The organism is Arcicella aquatica (assembly GCF_034928825.1).
In the GTDB taxonomy this organism is placed as follows: Bacteria; Bacteroidota; Bacteroidia; order Cytophagales; family Spirosomataceae; genus Arcicella; species Arcicella aquatica.
The window spans coordinates 34,109-47,752 of record NZ_JAYFUL010000028.1; the positions used below are offsets into that span (position 1 = coordinate 34,109).

17 protein-coding genes are annotated in these 13,644 nt (G+C 34.9%); 10 read left to right on the top strand and 7 right to left on the bottom strand.

Annotated features, from left to right (window positions below):
* Window positions 1-174: 174 nt before the first annotated feature.
* From panC to VB264_RS15955, 5 genes are all read left to right on the top strand, one after another.
* Window positions 175-1,011 carry a pantoate--beta-alanine ligase gene (panC, locus tag VB264_RS15935; RefSeq protein WP_323250793.1) on the top strand — a complete coding sequence of 279 codons (837 nt, stop codon included), beginning with the start codon at window positions 175-177 and terminating at the stop codon, window positions 1,009-1,011.
* Between the two features lie 104 nt (window positions 1,012-1,115).
* Window positions 1,116-1,466, top strand: coding sequence for an aspartate 1-decarboxylase (gene panD, locus VB264_RS15940; protein ID WP_323250794.1), 351 nt, complete (start codon window positions 1,116-1,118; stop codon window positions 1,464-1,466).
* Between the two features lie 92 nt (window positions 1,467-1,558).
* A complete protein-coding gene (locus VB264_RS15945) occupies window positions 1,559-2,551 on the top strand; it encodes a lysylphosphatidylglycerol synthase transmembrane domain-containing protein (RefSeq protein WP_323250795.1) in 993 nt (330 codons plus the stop codon).
* A complete protein-coding gene (gene rfaE2 / locus VB264_RS15950) occupies window positions 2,523-2,999 on the top strand; it encodes a D-glycero-beta-D-manno-heptose 1-phosphate adenylyltransferase (protein WP_323250796.1) in 477 nt (158 codons plus the stop codon). Before VB264_RS15945 ends, rfaE2 begins: the two co-directional genes overlap by 29 nt.
* A gap of 146 nt (window positions 3,000-3,145) precedes the next feature.
* A complete protein-coding gene (locus VB264_RS15955; RefSeq protein WP_323250797.1) occupies window positions 3,146-3,838 on the top strand; it encodes a zinc metallopeptidase in 693 nt (230 codons plus the stop codon).
* A 287-nt stretch (window positions 3,839-4,125) separates the two neighbouring features.
* On the opposite strand, the gene VB264_RS15960 is transcribed toward VB264_RS15955, so the two are convergent.
* The gene (locus tag VB264_RS15960) at window positions 4,126-5,778 is read right to left on the bottom strand and encodes an amino acid permease (RefSeq protein ID WP_323250798.1); all 1,653 of its coding nucleotides are present in this window, start codon (window positions 5,776-5,778) and stop codon (window positions 4,126-4,128) included.
* A gap of 258 nt (window positions 5,779-6,036) precedes the next feature.
* On the opposite strand from VB264_RS15960, the gene VB264_RS15965 reads away from it, so the two are divergent.
* Window positions 6,037-7,044 carry a glycosyltransferase family 2 protein gene (locus VB264_RS15965; protein ID WP_323250799.1) on the top strand — a complete coding sequence of 336 codons (1,008 nt, stop codon included), beginning with the start codon at window positions 6,037-6,039 and terminating at the stop codon, window positions 7,042-7,044.
* A 3-nt stretch (window positions 7,045-7,047) separates the two neighbouring features.
* On the opposite strand, the gene VB264_RS15970 is transcribed toward VB264_RS15965, so the two are convergent.
* Window positions 7,048-7,278: a PspC domain-containing protein gene (locus tag VB264_RS15970; RefSeq protein WP_323250800.1), complete on the bottom strand. Its 231-nt coding sequence runs from the start codon at window positions 7,276-7,278 to the stop codon at window positions 7,048-7,050.
* A gap of 451 nt (window positions 7,279-7,729) precedes the next feature.
* On the opposite strand from VB264_RS15970, the gene VB264_RS15975 reads away from it, so the two are divergent.
* The 3 genes from VB264_RS15975 to mce all read left to right on the top strand — a co-directional run bounded on the left by VB264_RS15975 (window position 7,730) and on the right by mce (window position 8,986).
* Window positions 7,730-7,924, top strand: a complete 195-nt coding sequence (locus tag VB264_RS15975; protein ID WP_309919211.1) for a cold-shock protein — start codon at window positions 7,730-7,732, stop codon at window positions 7,922-7,924.
* Window positions 7,925-8,276: 352 nt separating this feature from the next.
* The gene (locus tag VB264_RS15980; protein ID WP_184132988.1) at window positions 8,277-8,471 is read left to right on the top strand and encodes a cold-shock protein; all 195 of its coding nucleotides are present in this window, start codon (window positions 8,277-8,279) and stop codon (window positions 8,469-8,471) included.
* 101 nt (window positions 8,472-8,572) lie between these two features.
* Window positions 8,573-8,986: a methylmalonyl-CoA epimerase gene (mce, locus tag VB264_RS15985; protein ID WP_323250801.1), complete on the top strand. Its 414-nt coding sequence runs from the start codon at window positions 8,573-8,575 to the stop codon at window positions 8,984-8,986.
* A gap of 283 nt (window positions 8,987-9,269) precedes the next feature.
* Here the strand turns inward: mce and VB264_RS15990 are convergent, their stop codons facing one another.
* The 3 genes from VB264_RS15990 to VB264_RS16000 all read right to left on the bottom strand — a co-directional run bounded on the left by VB264_RS15990 (window position 9,270) and on the right by VB264_RS16000 (window position 11,671).
* Window positions 9,270-10,235, bottom strand: coding sequence for a LiaI-LiaF-like domain-containing protein (locus tag VB264_RS15990; protein WP_323250802.1), 966 nt, complete (start codon window positions 10,233-10,235; stop codon window positions 9,270-9,272).
* A 76-nt stretch (window positions 10,236-10,311) separates the two neighbouring features.
* Window positions 10,312-10,755, bottom strand: coding sequence for a PspC domain-containing protein (locus tag VB264_RS15995; protein ID WP_309919218.1), 444 nt, complete (start codon window positions 10,753-10,755; stop codon window positions 10,312-10,314).
* 238 nt (window positions 10,756-10,993) lie between these two features.
* The gene (locus tag VB264_RS16000; RefSeq protein ID WP_323250803.1) at window positions 10,994-11,671 is read right to left on the bottom strand and encodes a hypothetical protein; all 678 of its coding nucleotides are present in this window, start codon (window positions 11,669-11,671) and stop codon (window positions 10,994-10,996) included.
* Window positions 11,672-11,997: 326 nt separating this feature from the next.
* Between VB264_RS16000 and VB264_RS16005 the strand changes: the two genes are divergently transcribed.
* Entirely contained in the window at window positions 11,998-13,092 is a 1,095-nt protein-coding gene (locus tag VB264_RS16005; RefSeq protein ID WP_323250804.1) for a glycoside hydrolase family 130 protein, read from the top strand.
* Between the two features lie 89 nt (window positions 13,093-13,181).
* On the opposite strand, the gene VB264_RS16010 is transcribed toward VB264_RS16005, so the two are convergent.
* Together VB264_RS16010 and VB264_RS16015 are read right to left on the bottom strand one after the other, a co-directional pair.
* Complete coding sequence (locus VB264_RS16010; protein ID WP_323250805.1) at window positions 13,182-13,370, bottom strand: hypothetical protein; 189 nt, start codon at window positions 13,368-13,370, stop codon at window positions 13,182-13,184.
* Window positions 13,371-13,380: 10 nt separating this feature from the next.
* The gene (locus VB264_RS16015) at window positions 13,381-13,518 is read right to left on the bottom strand and encodes a hypothetical protein (RefSeq protein ID WP_323250806.1); all 138 of its coding nucleotides are present in this window, start codon (window positions 13,516-13,518) and stop codon (window positions 13,381-13,383) included.
* Between the last annotated feature and the right edge of the window lie 126 nt (window positions 13,519-13,644).

The following is a 13,644-nucleotide window of genomic DNA, read 5'->3' on the forward strand; positions in this document are numbered from 1 at the left end:
AGTCAAAGCAAGAAGGATTCACATAAAAATTATGCAAAAATATAAAAAAAATACGGAAATTCCACAAAAAATTGAACGCGAATGTGTTTACAATGAATAACAACACGCATAAAGTTGTATCAATAACACATTTTTTTGTTCATTTAAACCCGAAAAATTAAAGAATAGAATATTATGCAAGTATTTTTTGAGATTAAGACTTTACAAGCATATTTACAAAATCAGCGTAAGTCAGGAAAAACAATCGGCTTTGTGCCTACCATGGGAGCACTCCATCAAGGGCACTTGTCGCTGATTGAAACTGCTAAAAACCAAAATGATGTAGTAGTTTGTAGTATTTTCGTCAATCCTACCCAATTTAACAATCCGCATGATTTAGCGGTATATCCTCGTACATTGGAAGCTGATTGTAAAATGCTGGAAGAGGTAGCTTGTGATATAGTTTTTGCTCCGAGTGCCTCAGAAATGTACCCGAGCTTGCCCACCTTAAAATTTGATTTTGGTACACTTGAAAATGTCATGGAAGGAAAGTTTCGTCCTGGGCATTTTAATGGCGTTGGTATAGTAGTTTCAAAATTATTTAACATTATACAGCCCAATAAAGCATATTTTGGACAAAAAGATTTACAGCAATGTGCCGTAATCAATTGTTTAGTCAAAGATTTGAGCTATTCGCTTGACTTGGTGATTTGCTCTACGCAAAGAGAAAGCGATGGACTGGCGATGTCGTCGAGGAATCGGAATTTAAGCGAAGACCAACGAGTAATAGCCCCAGAGATTTATAAATCTTTATCGGCTGCGGGTGAATTACTAAAGACTAAATCATCAACAGAAGTCAAACAGTTTGTAACAGATTATTTTGAGGTAATTGAAGATATCGAATTAGAATATTTTGAGATTTCAGACTTTGAAACCTTATTGCCTATTGAGGAACTTTTGGAAGGAAAAACGGCTTTGTGTATTGCGGCTTTCTTGGGCAAAACCAGATTGATTGATAACATAATTATTTGAAATAGTCAATCATTAGGAAGCTGTAAAAATAATCTATCTTTGTATCATAATTTTCAAAGAGTAGGTTAATACTGTTTGATATTCACGTTTATTAAAAAATTATTATGTTTCTTCATGTAATGAAATCAAAGCTCCACAGAGTAAAAATTACTCAAGCGGAGTTGAATTATGTCGGAAGTGTCACGATTGACGAGGACCTGATGGATGCCGCCAATTTGATTGAAAATGAAAAAGTACAAATTGTAAATAATAACAATGGCGAGCGTTTTGAAACGTATGTAATTAAAGGAGAACGTGGCTCGGGTACTGTTTGTTTGAACGGAGCCGCAGCCAGAAGAGCCCAAGTTGGCGATATTGTTATTATTATTGCTTATGCCATCATGACAGATGAGGAGGCTCGCGTGTACAAACCGAGTTTGGTCTTTCCTGATGATAATAACAGATTGGTAAATTAGTGTATTGCTGTGATTCTTGTTCAAATTGAGTATTGGTAAAATTGCCAATTGATTATTTACCAATACTCAATTCCTATTTGTTGACTTCTCTTATGAAAAAAATACTTCAATATACCATTTCGCTAGTTTTGGCGGGAGGTTTGCTTTGGTTTGTGTTTAAAGACATTAGTTTGTCTGAAATGCTTGACGAGTTCCGAAAAGCAGATTATAAATGGTTGATGCTTTCTGCAATTTTGTCAATCATCGCCCATGTCAGCAGAGCCCTCCGCTGGAAAATGCTAATGAAACCCCTTGGATACCAACCATCCACTTTTAATACAACCCTCGCCGTTTTTATTGGCTACTTTGCTAATTATGTCATCCCCAGAATGGGAGAGGTGTCGCGATGTGGAAGTTTGAAAAAAACCGATGATATTCCTTTTGAAAAATCATTTGGGACAGTATTGACGGAAAGAATTTTCGACGTAGTATCCTTGTTGATAGTATTATCTTTAAACTTAATTTTAGAGTTTGATAAGCTTCAGCATTTTTTTATGGAACAGTTCGCTTCAAAAATATATCTGATAGTTGGGCTGTTGGCATTTTTAGCCGTAGCAGGCATTATAGGAATCTATTTGTTTAGAAAATACCAGCAAAGGCTATCAGATGTACCAGTACTTGGTAAAATAGTAGGCTTTTTGAATGGTTTATTAGATGGCTTGATGAGCATCAAAAAAATCGAAAAGCCGTTTCTCTTTATCTTTTTATCAGCCAATATTTGGGTAATGTACTGGCTTTCGGCCTATGTACTTTTCTTTGCGATTCCCGAAACCACCCATTTAGGTTTATTAGCTGGGCTGACTGTACTAACGATGGGCTCATTTGGAATGGCTGCGCCAACCCAAGGAGGCATTGGCCCTTTTCATTTTTTGGTAGGAAACGCCTTAGTGCTTTATGGCTTGCCACAGAAAGACGGTATTATTTTAGCTACTTTTATACATGGTTCGCAAATGGTTACGTTGTTAGCTTTAGGGGCACTAAGTTTCTTGATTACCTTATTTATTAAACCGAAAACTGATGACACAAGACAAAGTAGTAACCCTTAATGAAGTAATAGAACGAGCGGAAAATTGGCAAAGTGAAGGCAAAAAAATAGTTTTTACCAATGGCTGTTTTGACATCGTGCATTTAGGGCATATTGATTATTTAGAAAAGGCTAGAAACCTTGGTGATAAGCTAATTTTAGGATTGAATACTGATGCATCCGTAAAGCGTTTGAAAGGTGAAAGTCGTCCTGTTGTGAATGAATATGCTCGGTCAAGAATGATGGCAGCATTTGAATTTATCGATGCTGTGGTGCTTTTTGATGAGCCTACTCCCAAAGAATTAATCGAAAAAGTGAAACCCGATATTTTAGTGAAAGGGGATGATTATACCATTGAAACTATTGTAGGGGCAGATTTTGTTATAGAGAAAGGAGGGGAAGTAAAAACCATACCTTTGGTAAAAGGTTATTCTACCACTTCATTAATAGAAAAAATTAAACAAATTTAATAATTAACAAAGTAGTGATTGGTAAATAGTGATTTTAAATTGTATTGATTACTTAGTCCATTGTAAAATATACAATACTATTGTATAAATTAATTACGAGTTATTAATATTCAAAACTCATCACTCATAATTCATAACTTTTACTTATGATAGGCATATATTTAATTACCTTGGTTTTTGCAGGAATTGGAATGTTCGTGCAATGGAGATTAAAAAGTAAATTTCAAAAGTATTCAGAAATTGGTTTGGCAAATGGATTGTCTGGACAAGAGATTGCAGATAAGATGTTGCGTGATAATGGCATTTACGATGTAAGAATTATTTCTGTAGAAGGACAATTAACCGACCATTATAACCCAGCTGACAAAACGGTTAATTTAAGTCCTGATGTATATTATGGCAGGAGTGCTTCTGCGGCAGCAGTAGCAGCCCACGAATGCGGACACGCTGTTCAGCACGCTAAGGCTTATTCTATGTTACAGTTTCGTAGTGCAATGGTGCCAGTATTGAGCATTGCTAGCAACTTTATGCCCATGGCATTGATGATTGGGGTAATGCTTTTGTATTTTACTGGTAATAAATTAGTATTGACTATCGGTGTGGCGATGTTTGCTTTGGCTACTTTATTCAGCTTTATTACGTTACCTGTAGAATTTGATGCTTCAAGAAGAGCCTTAGCTTGGATGAGCCAACGCAATGTGGTAACACAACGCGAACACGAAATGGCAAAAGATGCACTTTGGTGGGCAGCAATGACTTACGTAGCAGCAGCTTTGGGTATGTTAGCACAGTTGTTATATTATGTGTCTTTACTCTCTGGGAGAAGAAGCAATGATTAACTAGATTGTTATTAGTTAATTGACTATAAACATTAGTCATCCTGAATTTATAAATCAAAAAAGCGGTCAAAATTAATTTTTTGACCGCTTTTTTGATGATTTATATTCCCCCGAATTCCTACTGTTTGAGCGAAGCGAGTTTAGGAATTCTTGATTTTTTTGTTACTTTTTGCATCAAGGCAAAAAGTAAGGTCGAGTATAAATCCAAAAATCTCTGAAATCTTTTAAAATTTACTGATTTATGATAAAATTCGGGATGACTCATGTTTATAAGTAATCACCAATGTTTACTTAGCAAGTTTACTATTTTTATAACCATACATAAAATAGATAACCAAGCCGATAGCAAGCCAGATTAAGAAGATTGTCCAGTTAGTAATACCTAGCTCAGTCATTAAATAAAGGTTTGTCAGAATCCCTAAAACTGGTAAAATCGAGAATTTGTGCATATACGCAAGTACTGCTAAACCAGCCCATACTAACCAAAAAACAATTAAAAGTGGTTTGGTTTCAAGTTCCGAGAAGAATACATTGTTATTAATAGTAAAAGCCAGTGCAATAATTAATAATGGACCAACTATAAATTGCCCATTCAAATAAGGGATTTTGAATTTAGCATCTTTAGATAAACCTTGATAATCTAAGTATAGCACGCCTCCACAAACCAAAATAAAGGCAAAGAATGTTCCTACACTGGTTAAGTCAACAAAGAAGCCCATATCCAAAAACAACGAAGGAACAGCTACTACAAAGCCAGTAACAATAGTGGCAAAACTTGGCGTTTTGAATTTAGGGTGAATTTTTGAAAAACGTTTCCAAAGTAAACCATCACGACTCATCGCCATCCAGATTCTTGGTTGCCCCATCTGATAAACTAATAAAGCACTTGTAATGGCTACTACGGCTGAAACCGAAATAATACCCGCCATGAAATCGAAATTGATTTTTTGGAAAACATACGCCAAAGGGTCATCAACTTTTAATTCAGTATAATTCACCATGCCCGTTAATACTAAAGTAATACAAACGTATAATACAGCACAGATTACTAGACAGTAAATCATCGCTCTTGGTAAATCTCGTTGTGGATTTTTACATTCCTCCGCTGTGGTAGAGATTGAATCAAAGCCAATAAAAGCAAAGAATACTGAGGCTACGCCACCTAATACACCCTGCACTCCATTAGGAGCAAATGGTGACCAGTTTTCGGGTTTAACATAAAACGCTCCTACGGAAATTACGAGTAGAATGACCACTAATTTTAATACAACCAAAAAATTACTAGCAGCTCTTGATTCTTTCATTCCCACATATACCAATGATGTTACGAGCATCGTAATAACCCCTGCTGGCAGGTCGATTAGCAACTTGATATTCCCTAAAACAGGGGCATGTTCATAAGCCTTTGCAGCGAATATGTCGCTATCGGTTTGTTTGGCAGTAACATCCAGGCTAGCCAAAAATGCCTTATGAGCTGTGCCATAATCTATCGTCAGATAATCTGGAAAGTTTATGCCAAAACCATGAAGCATACCCACGAAGTATTCAGACCATGAGATGGCTACTACCATATTAGATACAGCATATTCCAGAATCAATGCCCAACCGATAATCCATGCGAAAATCTCGCCAAATGAAACATAAGCATACGTATAGGCACTCCCAGAAACGGGCACCATTGAAGCGAATTGTGCGTAGCAGAGTGCTGTGAAAATACAAGCAATAGAAACGAAGACAAAAAGTAATGAAACTGCTGGGCCGCCCTCAAAGCTTGCTCTGCCAATTGTACTAAAAATACCAGCCCCGATGATGGCTGCAATACCGAATGAAGTAAGGTCTCTGACTCCAAGAATCTTCACTAATCCCCCCCCGTGCGAGTCTTCGCTTTGTTGTAAAACGTTATTAATAGATTTGCGTCTGAAAATAGAATTGTCTGACATTTAGTTTGAAGTTAAGTATTTGCCATTGAAAATATTCTTAAATCTAAACAAGTAAATTGATAATGCCATAAATAATTAAGATAGATTCGTATTTCAAAAAATCAAATTATCTTTGCATTTAGATCATTGTAGTATTTCAAGGTTATTTGAAATATAATCAATTCTCATGAACCCAGTCTGTTATAAGCTTGAAGAAATAAGTGAAATTCCAATAAATAAAAATGAAGCACTTTGCTCTAAAATAGCTAAAATTCCTTTATGAATCAAATCGCAGTAGTCATTTTAAATTATAATGGTCAAAAACATTTAGCTGATTTTTTACCCTCTGTTATACAATTCTCATCTTGTGCTACAATATACATTGCAGACAATGCTTCTACTGATGATTCGCTGGCATTATTAAAAACTGAATTTCCGACAGTTAATATTATTGAGCTTACCGAAAATCATGGCTTTGCACAGGGCTATAACGAAGCACTGGCATTGGTTGAAGCGGAGTATTATGTATTACTGAATTCAGATGTCGAGGTGACTCCCCATTGGATTGAGCCTATTATTGAACTGATGAGTAATGATAAGACTATTGCGGCTTGTCAACCTAAGATAAAGGCTTATGCCCAAAAAAGTCATTTTGAATATGCAGGAGCCGCAGGAGGATTTATTGATCATCTGGGCTATCCTTTTTGCCGTGGAAGAATTTTTCAAGAAATAGAAGAAGACTTAGGGCAATATAATGATACCAAAGAAGTATTTTGGGCTACGGGTGCGTGTATGTTCGTAAGGGCAGATGTGTTTCATCAAGTAGGGGGCTTTGATGGAGACTTCTTTGCACACATGGAAGAAATCGACCTTTGTTGGCGAATACACCATGCGGGGTATAAAGTATATACTTGCGGTACGTCTGAAGTATTTCATGTAGGCGGAGGCACTTTACACAAATCGAATCCTTATAAAACTTTTCTGAATTTCAGAAACGGTTTGGCAATGCTGTATAAGAACCACCCAGAAGAAGGCTTTGCCTTGGCTATTTTAACCAGATTAGTGCTAGATGGTGTGGCTGGAATAAAGTTTTTGTTCTTTGATACATGGCAAGACTGCTGGGCTGTAGCAAGAGCCCACTTTGATTTCTATGCCCATTTCTTTAGTTGGTATAGGAAACGTAAGCAGCTTCAACGGAAAAAAAATATCAGCACCGTATATCGTAGAAATATAGTTTGGCAACATTTTATTAACGATAAAAAAACTTACCCAGAAATACCCAAGTAGATATTACAACTCCCAAACAGAAGGATTGTTGTATTGACGATGATAACGACGGATGTTCATCCAGAAGGCAAGTATCAAATAAAGAATCACTGGCGAGCCAACAGTAATAAAAGATACATATACAAAATACAAACGAATGCTACTGGTAGAGATACCTAATTTCTCACCAATTTTTGTACAAACTCCAAAAACGTGGTGTTCTACAGAGTATTTTAATTTTAAAGTATTTGGCATGGCTTTAGGTCAAAAAACTGAGTTCTAATTAATTATGTTAGAAAAACTAAAATAAAGTTACGTTGTTTAAATGGTTTATCAAAAAAAAATAGCGTTGTATAAAACGTATTTTTAAGACTTATATTATTTTAATAATTAATTGTATTGAAATGGTGTAATTTAATATAAATATAGTTATATTAAATTTTTTATTTTTTAAAAAATATTTGTTTAAAAATAGGAATACACAAAATTATACTTACATTTGGGTATTAATAGTAACAAGAGTGACAAGTTTTTAGTACAAAGTAATTAGTTTTCAAGAGTCCGTTGGTTCCCTTAGATTCAATTCTCCTTGATTATCACATGCTTCGAATATCAATCTTAACTTTTATGGCTATTAATTATCAGAAGGCAGTCATGATGCTTTTGATAACTATTTGTATCATTATCAAACATTCTTTTTTACGTCATGCAAACAGGAACAGTTAAATTTTTTAATGAAAGCAAAGGCTTCGGCTTTATAGTTGACAGTGAAAGTGGACAAGAAATATTTGTTCACGTAACGGCATTAGGTGGAATTCATTTGCGCCAAGATGACAAAGTTTCATTCGATATCGTAGAAGGTAAAAGAGGTCTTAACGCTGCCAATGTTAAGAAATTGTAGTTAGTGTAAGTGCTGTTTTAGTGGATTCAATATGAAAGAATCGTAAAATAAAGTTCAGTACAGTATTATTGTGAATAAATTTAAAGTTTTGGTTTCATTACAAATGTAGCAGAACTTATTGTAGACCTGTTTGCTATGTTGCTTGGGATTAAAATTTTAATTCTATTTAGGTTATAAATTACTTCTTAACTATTTAAATTTTAAGAGTAAAAGGCGAAAGCCGAGTTAGCGAGACAAATCTTTCTTCTTTTAGAGGATTTAAACATATTAGTTTTGCATATATTGATTACCAGTATAATCAGAACAAACCGTAGTATTTTTTATTTTTTCAATTTTTTTTATATCAATTTTTATGCAAACTGGTAAAGTTAAATTTTTCAACGAATCTAAAGGCTTTGGATTTATCGTTGATGATGAGTCTAATGAAGAAATCTTTGTTCACGTAACAGGATTATCTGGCACAACGATTCGTGAAAATGACTCTGTTTCTTTCGACGTACAAGAAGGAAAGCGTGGCTTAAATGCTGTGAATGTGAAGAGAATCTAATTTTTTTTAGATAGATAGTCATTTAAAACCCTGGCCTTTTTAGGTTGGGGTTTTTGTTTTTTATAAATTGTCGCTTTCTCATTAAAAAATTTTTTAAGCAGATGATGACACAAGTAGAACATATCGGAATAGCAGTAAAAGACTTGGGTATTTCTAACGAATTATTCTCTAAACTTTTGGGTGTACAGCCATTTAAGCAGGAGGAGGTGGCATCTGAAGGAGTGATTACTTCATTTTTTCAGGTAGGACAAACAAAGATTGAATTACTGGAAGGCACTCATGAGAATAGTCCGATAACAAAGTTTATCGACAAAAAAGGAGAAGGTATCCATCATATCGCTTTTGAAGTAGCCAATATTTATGAGGAGATGGAAAGATTAAAAGGAGAGGGCTTTACCTTGTTGAATGAAGTACCAAAAGATGGAGCAGATAATAAATTAGTATGTTTTCTACATCCCAAAGGTACGAATGCTGTATTGGTAGAACTTTGTCAGAGTAAAGTTTTAAAAACATGAGTCATCCCGAATTTTAAAATCATAAAAAATCGGTCGAAATTAGTTTTTCGACCGATTTTTTATGATTGATGGGCAACGAATTCCTACTGTTTGAGCGAAGCGAGTCGGTTCGCCGATGCGATTAGGAATTCTTGATTTTTTTACGGTCCGCCGTTGCGGTTACTTTTTGCATCAAGGCAAAAAGTAAGTACGAGAATAAATCCAAAAAACATTGAAATCTTTTAAAACTTGCTTTTCCAAGAGAAAATTCGGGATGACTCATGAATCTCGAAAGCAACAAATACTAATATCTCTTAACTTTCAATTCTTGTAAACCTCCATCAAAATTAATGTTGATTTTTTTGCTAGCTTTTTCAAAATTTGGTGTTTCCCAATGTCCATTTTTTTGAATAAATCCATCAAAATCTTTAGAGTTTAGTCCACCATCAATATCTATTCTACAACCAACAGCCTCTGGAATATTAAATTCGATAGAAGTCAAGCCTGATTCTACTTGTACATCTAAATTATCTACTTTGTCTCCTAGTTTAACATCCGTTTCAGTTACACCAGTTTTAATAGAAAGTTTTTTGACTTTATATTCACTCAAATCGAAGTCTGCTTTGCCTGCCCCAAATTCAAAATTCATATCCCACAATACACTTGGGTTTAACTTTAAATTGATTTTGTTATGATTATCATCGCTAAGGTTAAAATGATTTTTCTTTCCTTTTAAAGCAAAAGCAATATTTGGATTGCTAGAATCGCCTGTTTTTTTAAGCGAGATATTACCAAAATTTAAGTCAGCATCAGCTTCTACTAAATCGTTTGAAGCACCATTAATGACAAACTCTGCTGCACCACCTGTAAATTCAAACGTTGCAGATTTAACCTGTGGGCTCATTGATTCTACAAGTTTTTGCTTTGTTCCATTAAAATGATATTCCTCATTATCATTATTATTATCCTCATTGTCATCATCATTCAAGTCAATATGAACATCATGGTCGTTGAAAGCATGCTCTACCTTTTCTTTACAGCTCCTTACAATAACGATAGGAATAGCTATGCAAAGTAAAATAATGGTAATGACAGTAGCTGAACGACTGCTTTTGCCAATAAAAGCAACCAAGCCTAAATAGATTAACAAAAGTGGCCATAGTCTTGAGATTTCGTGCCAATTGATATTAAACCAACCAAACTCTTTTCCTAGAAATAGGAAACCAAGCAAGATTAAAAATCCTCCGGTAAAAATACTTTTTGAATTCATCGTTAAAAGCGTTTAAGTTTTGAAGCCGTTATCAATAACCGTTGTCATATATTGATAACGGCCTCAAAATGTCGATTTAGAAGTTAGTTTTGTCGTTATCGTTATTGAAGTTAATCTTATCTTTTTCTTTGAAGATAATATAACCACCCACACCGATTAAAATAAGAGGCCAGAATTTGCCAAAGTCAAAATCAGGAATCCATTCGTCTAATAAGAATATCGTACCTAATACTATTAAAATAATGCCCCAAACTTTGCTTGAATCCTTTTTCATGTTAGTAAATGTTGTTGAGTTAAAATTTGAATCTTCTGGAGTACTTGTTGTTTCCCACTGATGTTTTACTGGCAATGCTATCCACAAGATAATATACATCCAGAAAAAAATACCATGAGTAAATATTAAACCCAAAAATAAAAGTAATCTGACTATTGATACATCAAAGCCGAAGCGTTCTGCTAGTCCAGCTGCTACACCCCCTAATTGTCCTTTTGAAGGTATGCGATAAAGAGAATCGTTCATGGTTGTCGTTGTTTAGTTTTTTTGTTTAGAGTTTTATAAAAATAGATTTAACAATAATTTTAAATAGTTCTTTTCGTTTGATGGATGAAATTTATACCGACCTTAAAGATTATCAATCTGAAAATGAATAGACGGTACATTTTACTTTATGAATGGATTTTTTTGATGGCGAGTTTTAAAATAAAAAAATCCTTTGAGCGTTTTGGCCCAAAGGATTTTTAATGATGCTGTAAGTAAGTTATGGCTTTTTGAGTTTGAGTTTGGCTTCTTCTACCTTTTTTTGCTGATTCACAAGCCCTTCATTCATCAATAGCTGATCTTTTTTGTTTTGTTCTACTTCCATTTGTAGTCTTTCTAGCTCAAGTCTATTTTCTTCTATCTTCAACAAAAGCCTATCTTTTTCTTTTTTATTGTTTTCAATGGCTCTTGTCAGTTTGTCGGAAGTCGTTACAGATTTAAGTTGTCTCGTTTTAATATCTTCCACATTCTTTTCTTCTATTCTCACCTCTTCATGGCGTTTTAGTACCTCTACAAAATCATTCAAAATCTTTTGGGCTGCTAAATACTTAGGATGCGAACCATTCACATATACCTCGTCGCCAAAACCTATTGAGAGGAAAATTTTACTTCTCCCTCTTTCGGTCGTAATTTTACTGACCACCATCACGGGGTCTGGCGAAATACTTGATATTCTAGCGCCCGTAATTCTAAAAACATTATTTCTACCTACTTCTACAATTCCGTATTTGGCAAGTTCATTTTGCCAACTTTGTTTGATGTACTTATCTTCGATAGAAACAGTTGTATATACTCCTTCTTTGGTGGCTCTATCTATTTCTTGGGTTCCCGAGAATACTTGTGCACGAATACTTTGAATACTTATTAATAAAATAAAAACTAAACACAGCTTTTTCATAAATAAAAAGAATGGTTATTGAAGCTGTTTAAACTTTCCGTTTCTTAGGTGAAAGTATTGTATTTTTGAATTGATTTTTTCAAAATTTTCAAAGCATAGCATCGCTACGTTGAGTAAATTTTGGAACAAGCTATTCTAAAAGACTTAGTTTAACCCGAAAGGGAAAGTTTAAACAGCTTCATTATAAATGATTTGGTTAAATGCTTTTGCAAGTTAAGATGCTAAGGTTGTTTCAACAAAATAAGCCAACGTTAAATTAACCTATAATACCGATTAACTTGTAGATAATTTTAGATAGATTTATAAAAACAATCATCAAATATCCAATGAAATTAAAATTACTTCTCTTTTTCAGCGTCATTGCCCATTTGGCGGTGGCTCAAAATACAGATTGGTCTTTAAAAGGCTTTTCTAAACCCAAAGAAAATCCAATTTTAATGGCCGACTCTAGCTATGTGTTTGCTTGTCCGATGACTAATACGTCGGTAAAATGGCAAAAAGCAGATGTTTTTAATCCCGCAGCTATTGTTAGAAACGGAAAAGTATATGTTTTATTTCGAGCAGAAGATATACCCGGCACAAAAATAGGCTTTCGTACTTCTAGGATAGGGCTAGCAGTGAGCAATGATGGCATTCATTTTACAAGAAGAAAAACGCCCGTATTATTTCCTGCGAAAGACGAATTTTCTAAATATGATAATCCTGGGGGATGCGAAGACCCACGGATTGTACAACGGGCAGATGGTACGTATGTCGTAGCCTATACTGCTTGGAATAGAGATGTTGCCAGACTTTGTATTGCAAGTTCTAAAGACTTAGTTCATTGGAAAAAACATGGCCCTGCTTTTGGAAAAGCCTATGATGGTAAATTCGTGAATATATGGTCGAAGTCAGGTTCAATTGTTACTAAAATGGAAAATGGTAAGATTACGGCTACTAAAATTAAGGGTAAATATTGGATGTATTGGGGAGAAAAAGGAGTTAATATCGCCACTTCCGATGATTTAATTAATTGGACACCGCTAGTAGAAACAAACGGAGAATTGAAATTTGTCATCAATACCAGAGCAGGGAAGTTTGATAGCGATTTAACAGAACCTGGCCCGCCAGCGATATTGACTGACAAAGGAATTTTATTATTATACAATGGCAAGAATGCCAACGGAGACACAAGGGACATGAAACTTCCTGCCGAAACCTATTCGGGTGGGCAAGTACTTTTTGATGTCAACGACCCTACAAAAGTGATAGAAAGACTTGATGAATGTTTTATCAAACCAAATTTGCCTCATGAGATGCGTGGGCAATACAAAGCTGGCACTACCTTTATTGAAGGCTTGGTCTTTTTTAAGCAAAAATGGTTTCTATATTATGGCACTGCCGATAGTATGGTGGGTGTTGCTGTGAAAAATGGTTTGTAAAATAGCTTTTATACACCATTTATCCCTAGCGAGGGACTTAAGTCCCTCGCTAGGGATAAGGCTTGAAAACTCATGGTATGACAACCAAATTAATCCTTCGCAAAGCGCACAATAAGATTAGTTACTTCAAAAATACAACGAGCAGGCTTTTTTTCGTCTGGAACAATAATCCTAAAAGGACCTCTGCCATTTGGCAGAGGTTCCCCTTCCATTTGGCCAGCTAAGATAATTACCCTATCAATAAAACTAGCATCTAATTCGGCTAACGAAAAAAGCACTTCATAACCATCAGCCCGCTTTTACGATAAGGTATTTACTTAAATTTTCACCTCTTAGCTGTTTGCCTAAAGTAACACCAGCCTTGCCTAATATTTCTGTTACAGGTACTCCCGAATATTTATAAACTTTTCCGTTGTGGTAGTACAAGAAATTTTATGATTTTAATTGATGAAGCTATGAGGAGTATTAAGCTACTGAATGACACAAATAGGATGGTTGAATATCTGACCAATACTTTGTAATTAACAAAACAGTATTGGAATTCCAGTCGAG

Coding starts and splice junctions, on each gene's coding strand:
- VB264_RS16000 (WP_323250803.1), bottom strand. CDS start 11,671: ATGAAAAAGCTGTGTTTAGTTTTTATTTTATTAATAAGTATTCAAAGT.
- VB264_RS15960 (WP_323250798.1), bottom strand. CDS start 5,778: ATGTCAGACAATTCTATTTTCAGACGCAAATCTATTAATAACGTTTTA.
- mce (WP_323250801.1), top strand. CDS start 8,573: ATGATGACACAAGTAGAACATATCGGAATAGCAGTAAAAGACTTGGGT.
- VB264_RS15970 (WP_323250800.1), bottom strand. CDS start 7,278: ATGCCAAATACTTTAAAATTAAAATACTCTGTAGAACACCACGTTTTT.
- panC (WP_323250793.1), top strand. CDS start 175: ATGCAAGTATTTTTTGAGATTAAGACTTTACAAGCATATTTACAAAAT.
- rfaE2 (WP_323250796.1), top strand. CDS start 2,523: ATGACACAAGACAAAGTAGTAACCCTTAATGAAGTAATAGAACGAGCG.
- VB264_RS15990 (WP_323250802.1), bottom strand. CDS start 10,235: ATGAATTCAAAAAGTATTTTTACCGGAGGATTTTTAATCTTGCTTGGT.
- VB264_RS15980 (WP_184132988.1), top strand. CDS start 8,277: ATGCAAACTGGTAAAGTTAAATTTTTCAACGAATCTAAAGGCTTTGGA.
- VB264_RS16005 (WP_323250804.1), top strand. CDS start 11,998: ATGAAATTAAAATTACTTCTCTTTTTCAGCGTCATTGCCCATTTGGCG.
- VB264_RS15965 (WP_323250799.1), top strand. CDS start 6,037: ATGAATCAAATCGCAGTAGTCATTTTAAATTATAATGGTCAAAAACAT.
- VB264_RS15995 (WP_309919218.1), bottom strand. CDS start 10,755: ATGAACGATTCTCTTTATCGCATACCTTCAAAAGGACAATTAGGGGGT.
- VB264_RS15975 (WP_309919211.1), top strand. CDS start 7,730: ATGCAAACAGGAACAGTTAAATTTTTTAATGAAAGCAAAGGCTTCGGC.
- panD (WP_323250794.1), top strand. CDS start 1,116: ATGTTTCTTCATGTAATGAAATCAAAGCTCCACAGAGTAAAAATTACT.
- VB264_RS15945 (WP_323250795.1), top strand. CDS start 1,559: ATGAAAAAAATACTTCAATATACCATTTCGCTAGTTTTGGCGGGAGGT.
- VB264_RS15955 (WP_323250797.1), top strand. CDS start 3,146: ATGATAGGCATATATTTAATTACCTTGGTTTTTGCAGGAATTGGAATG.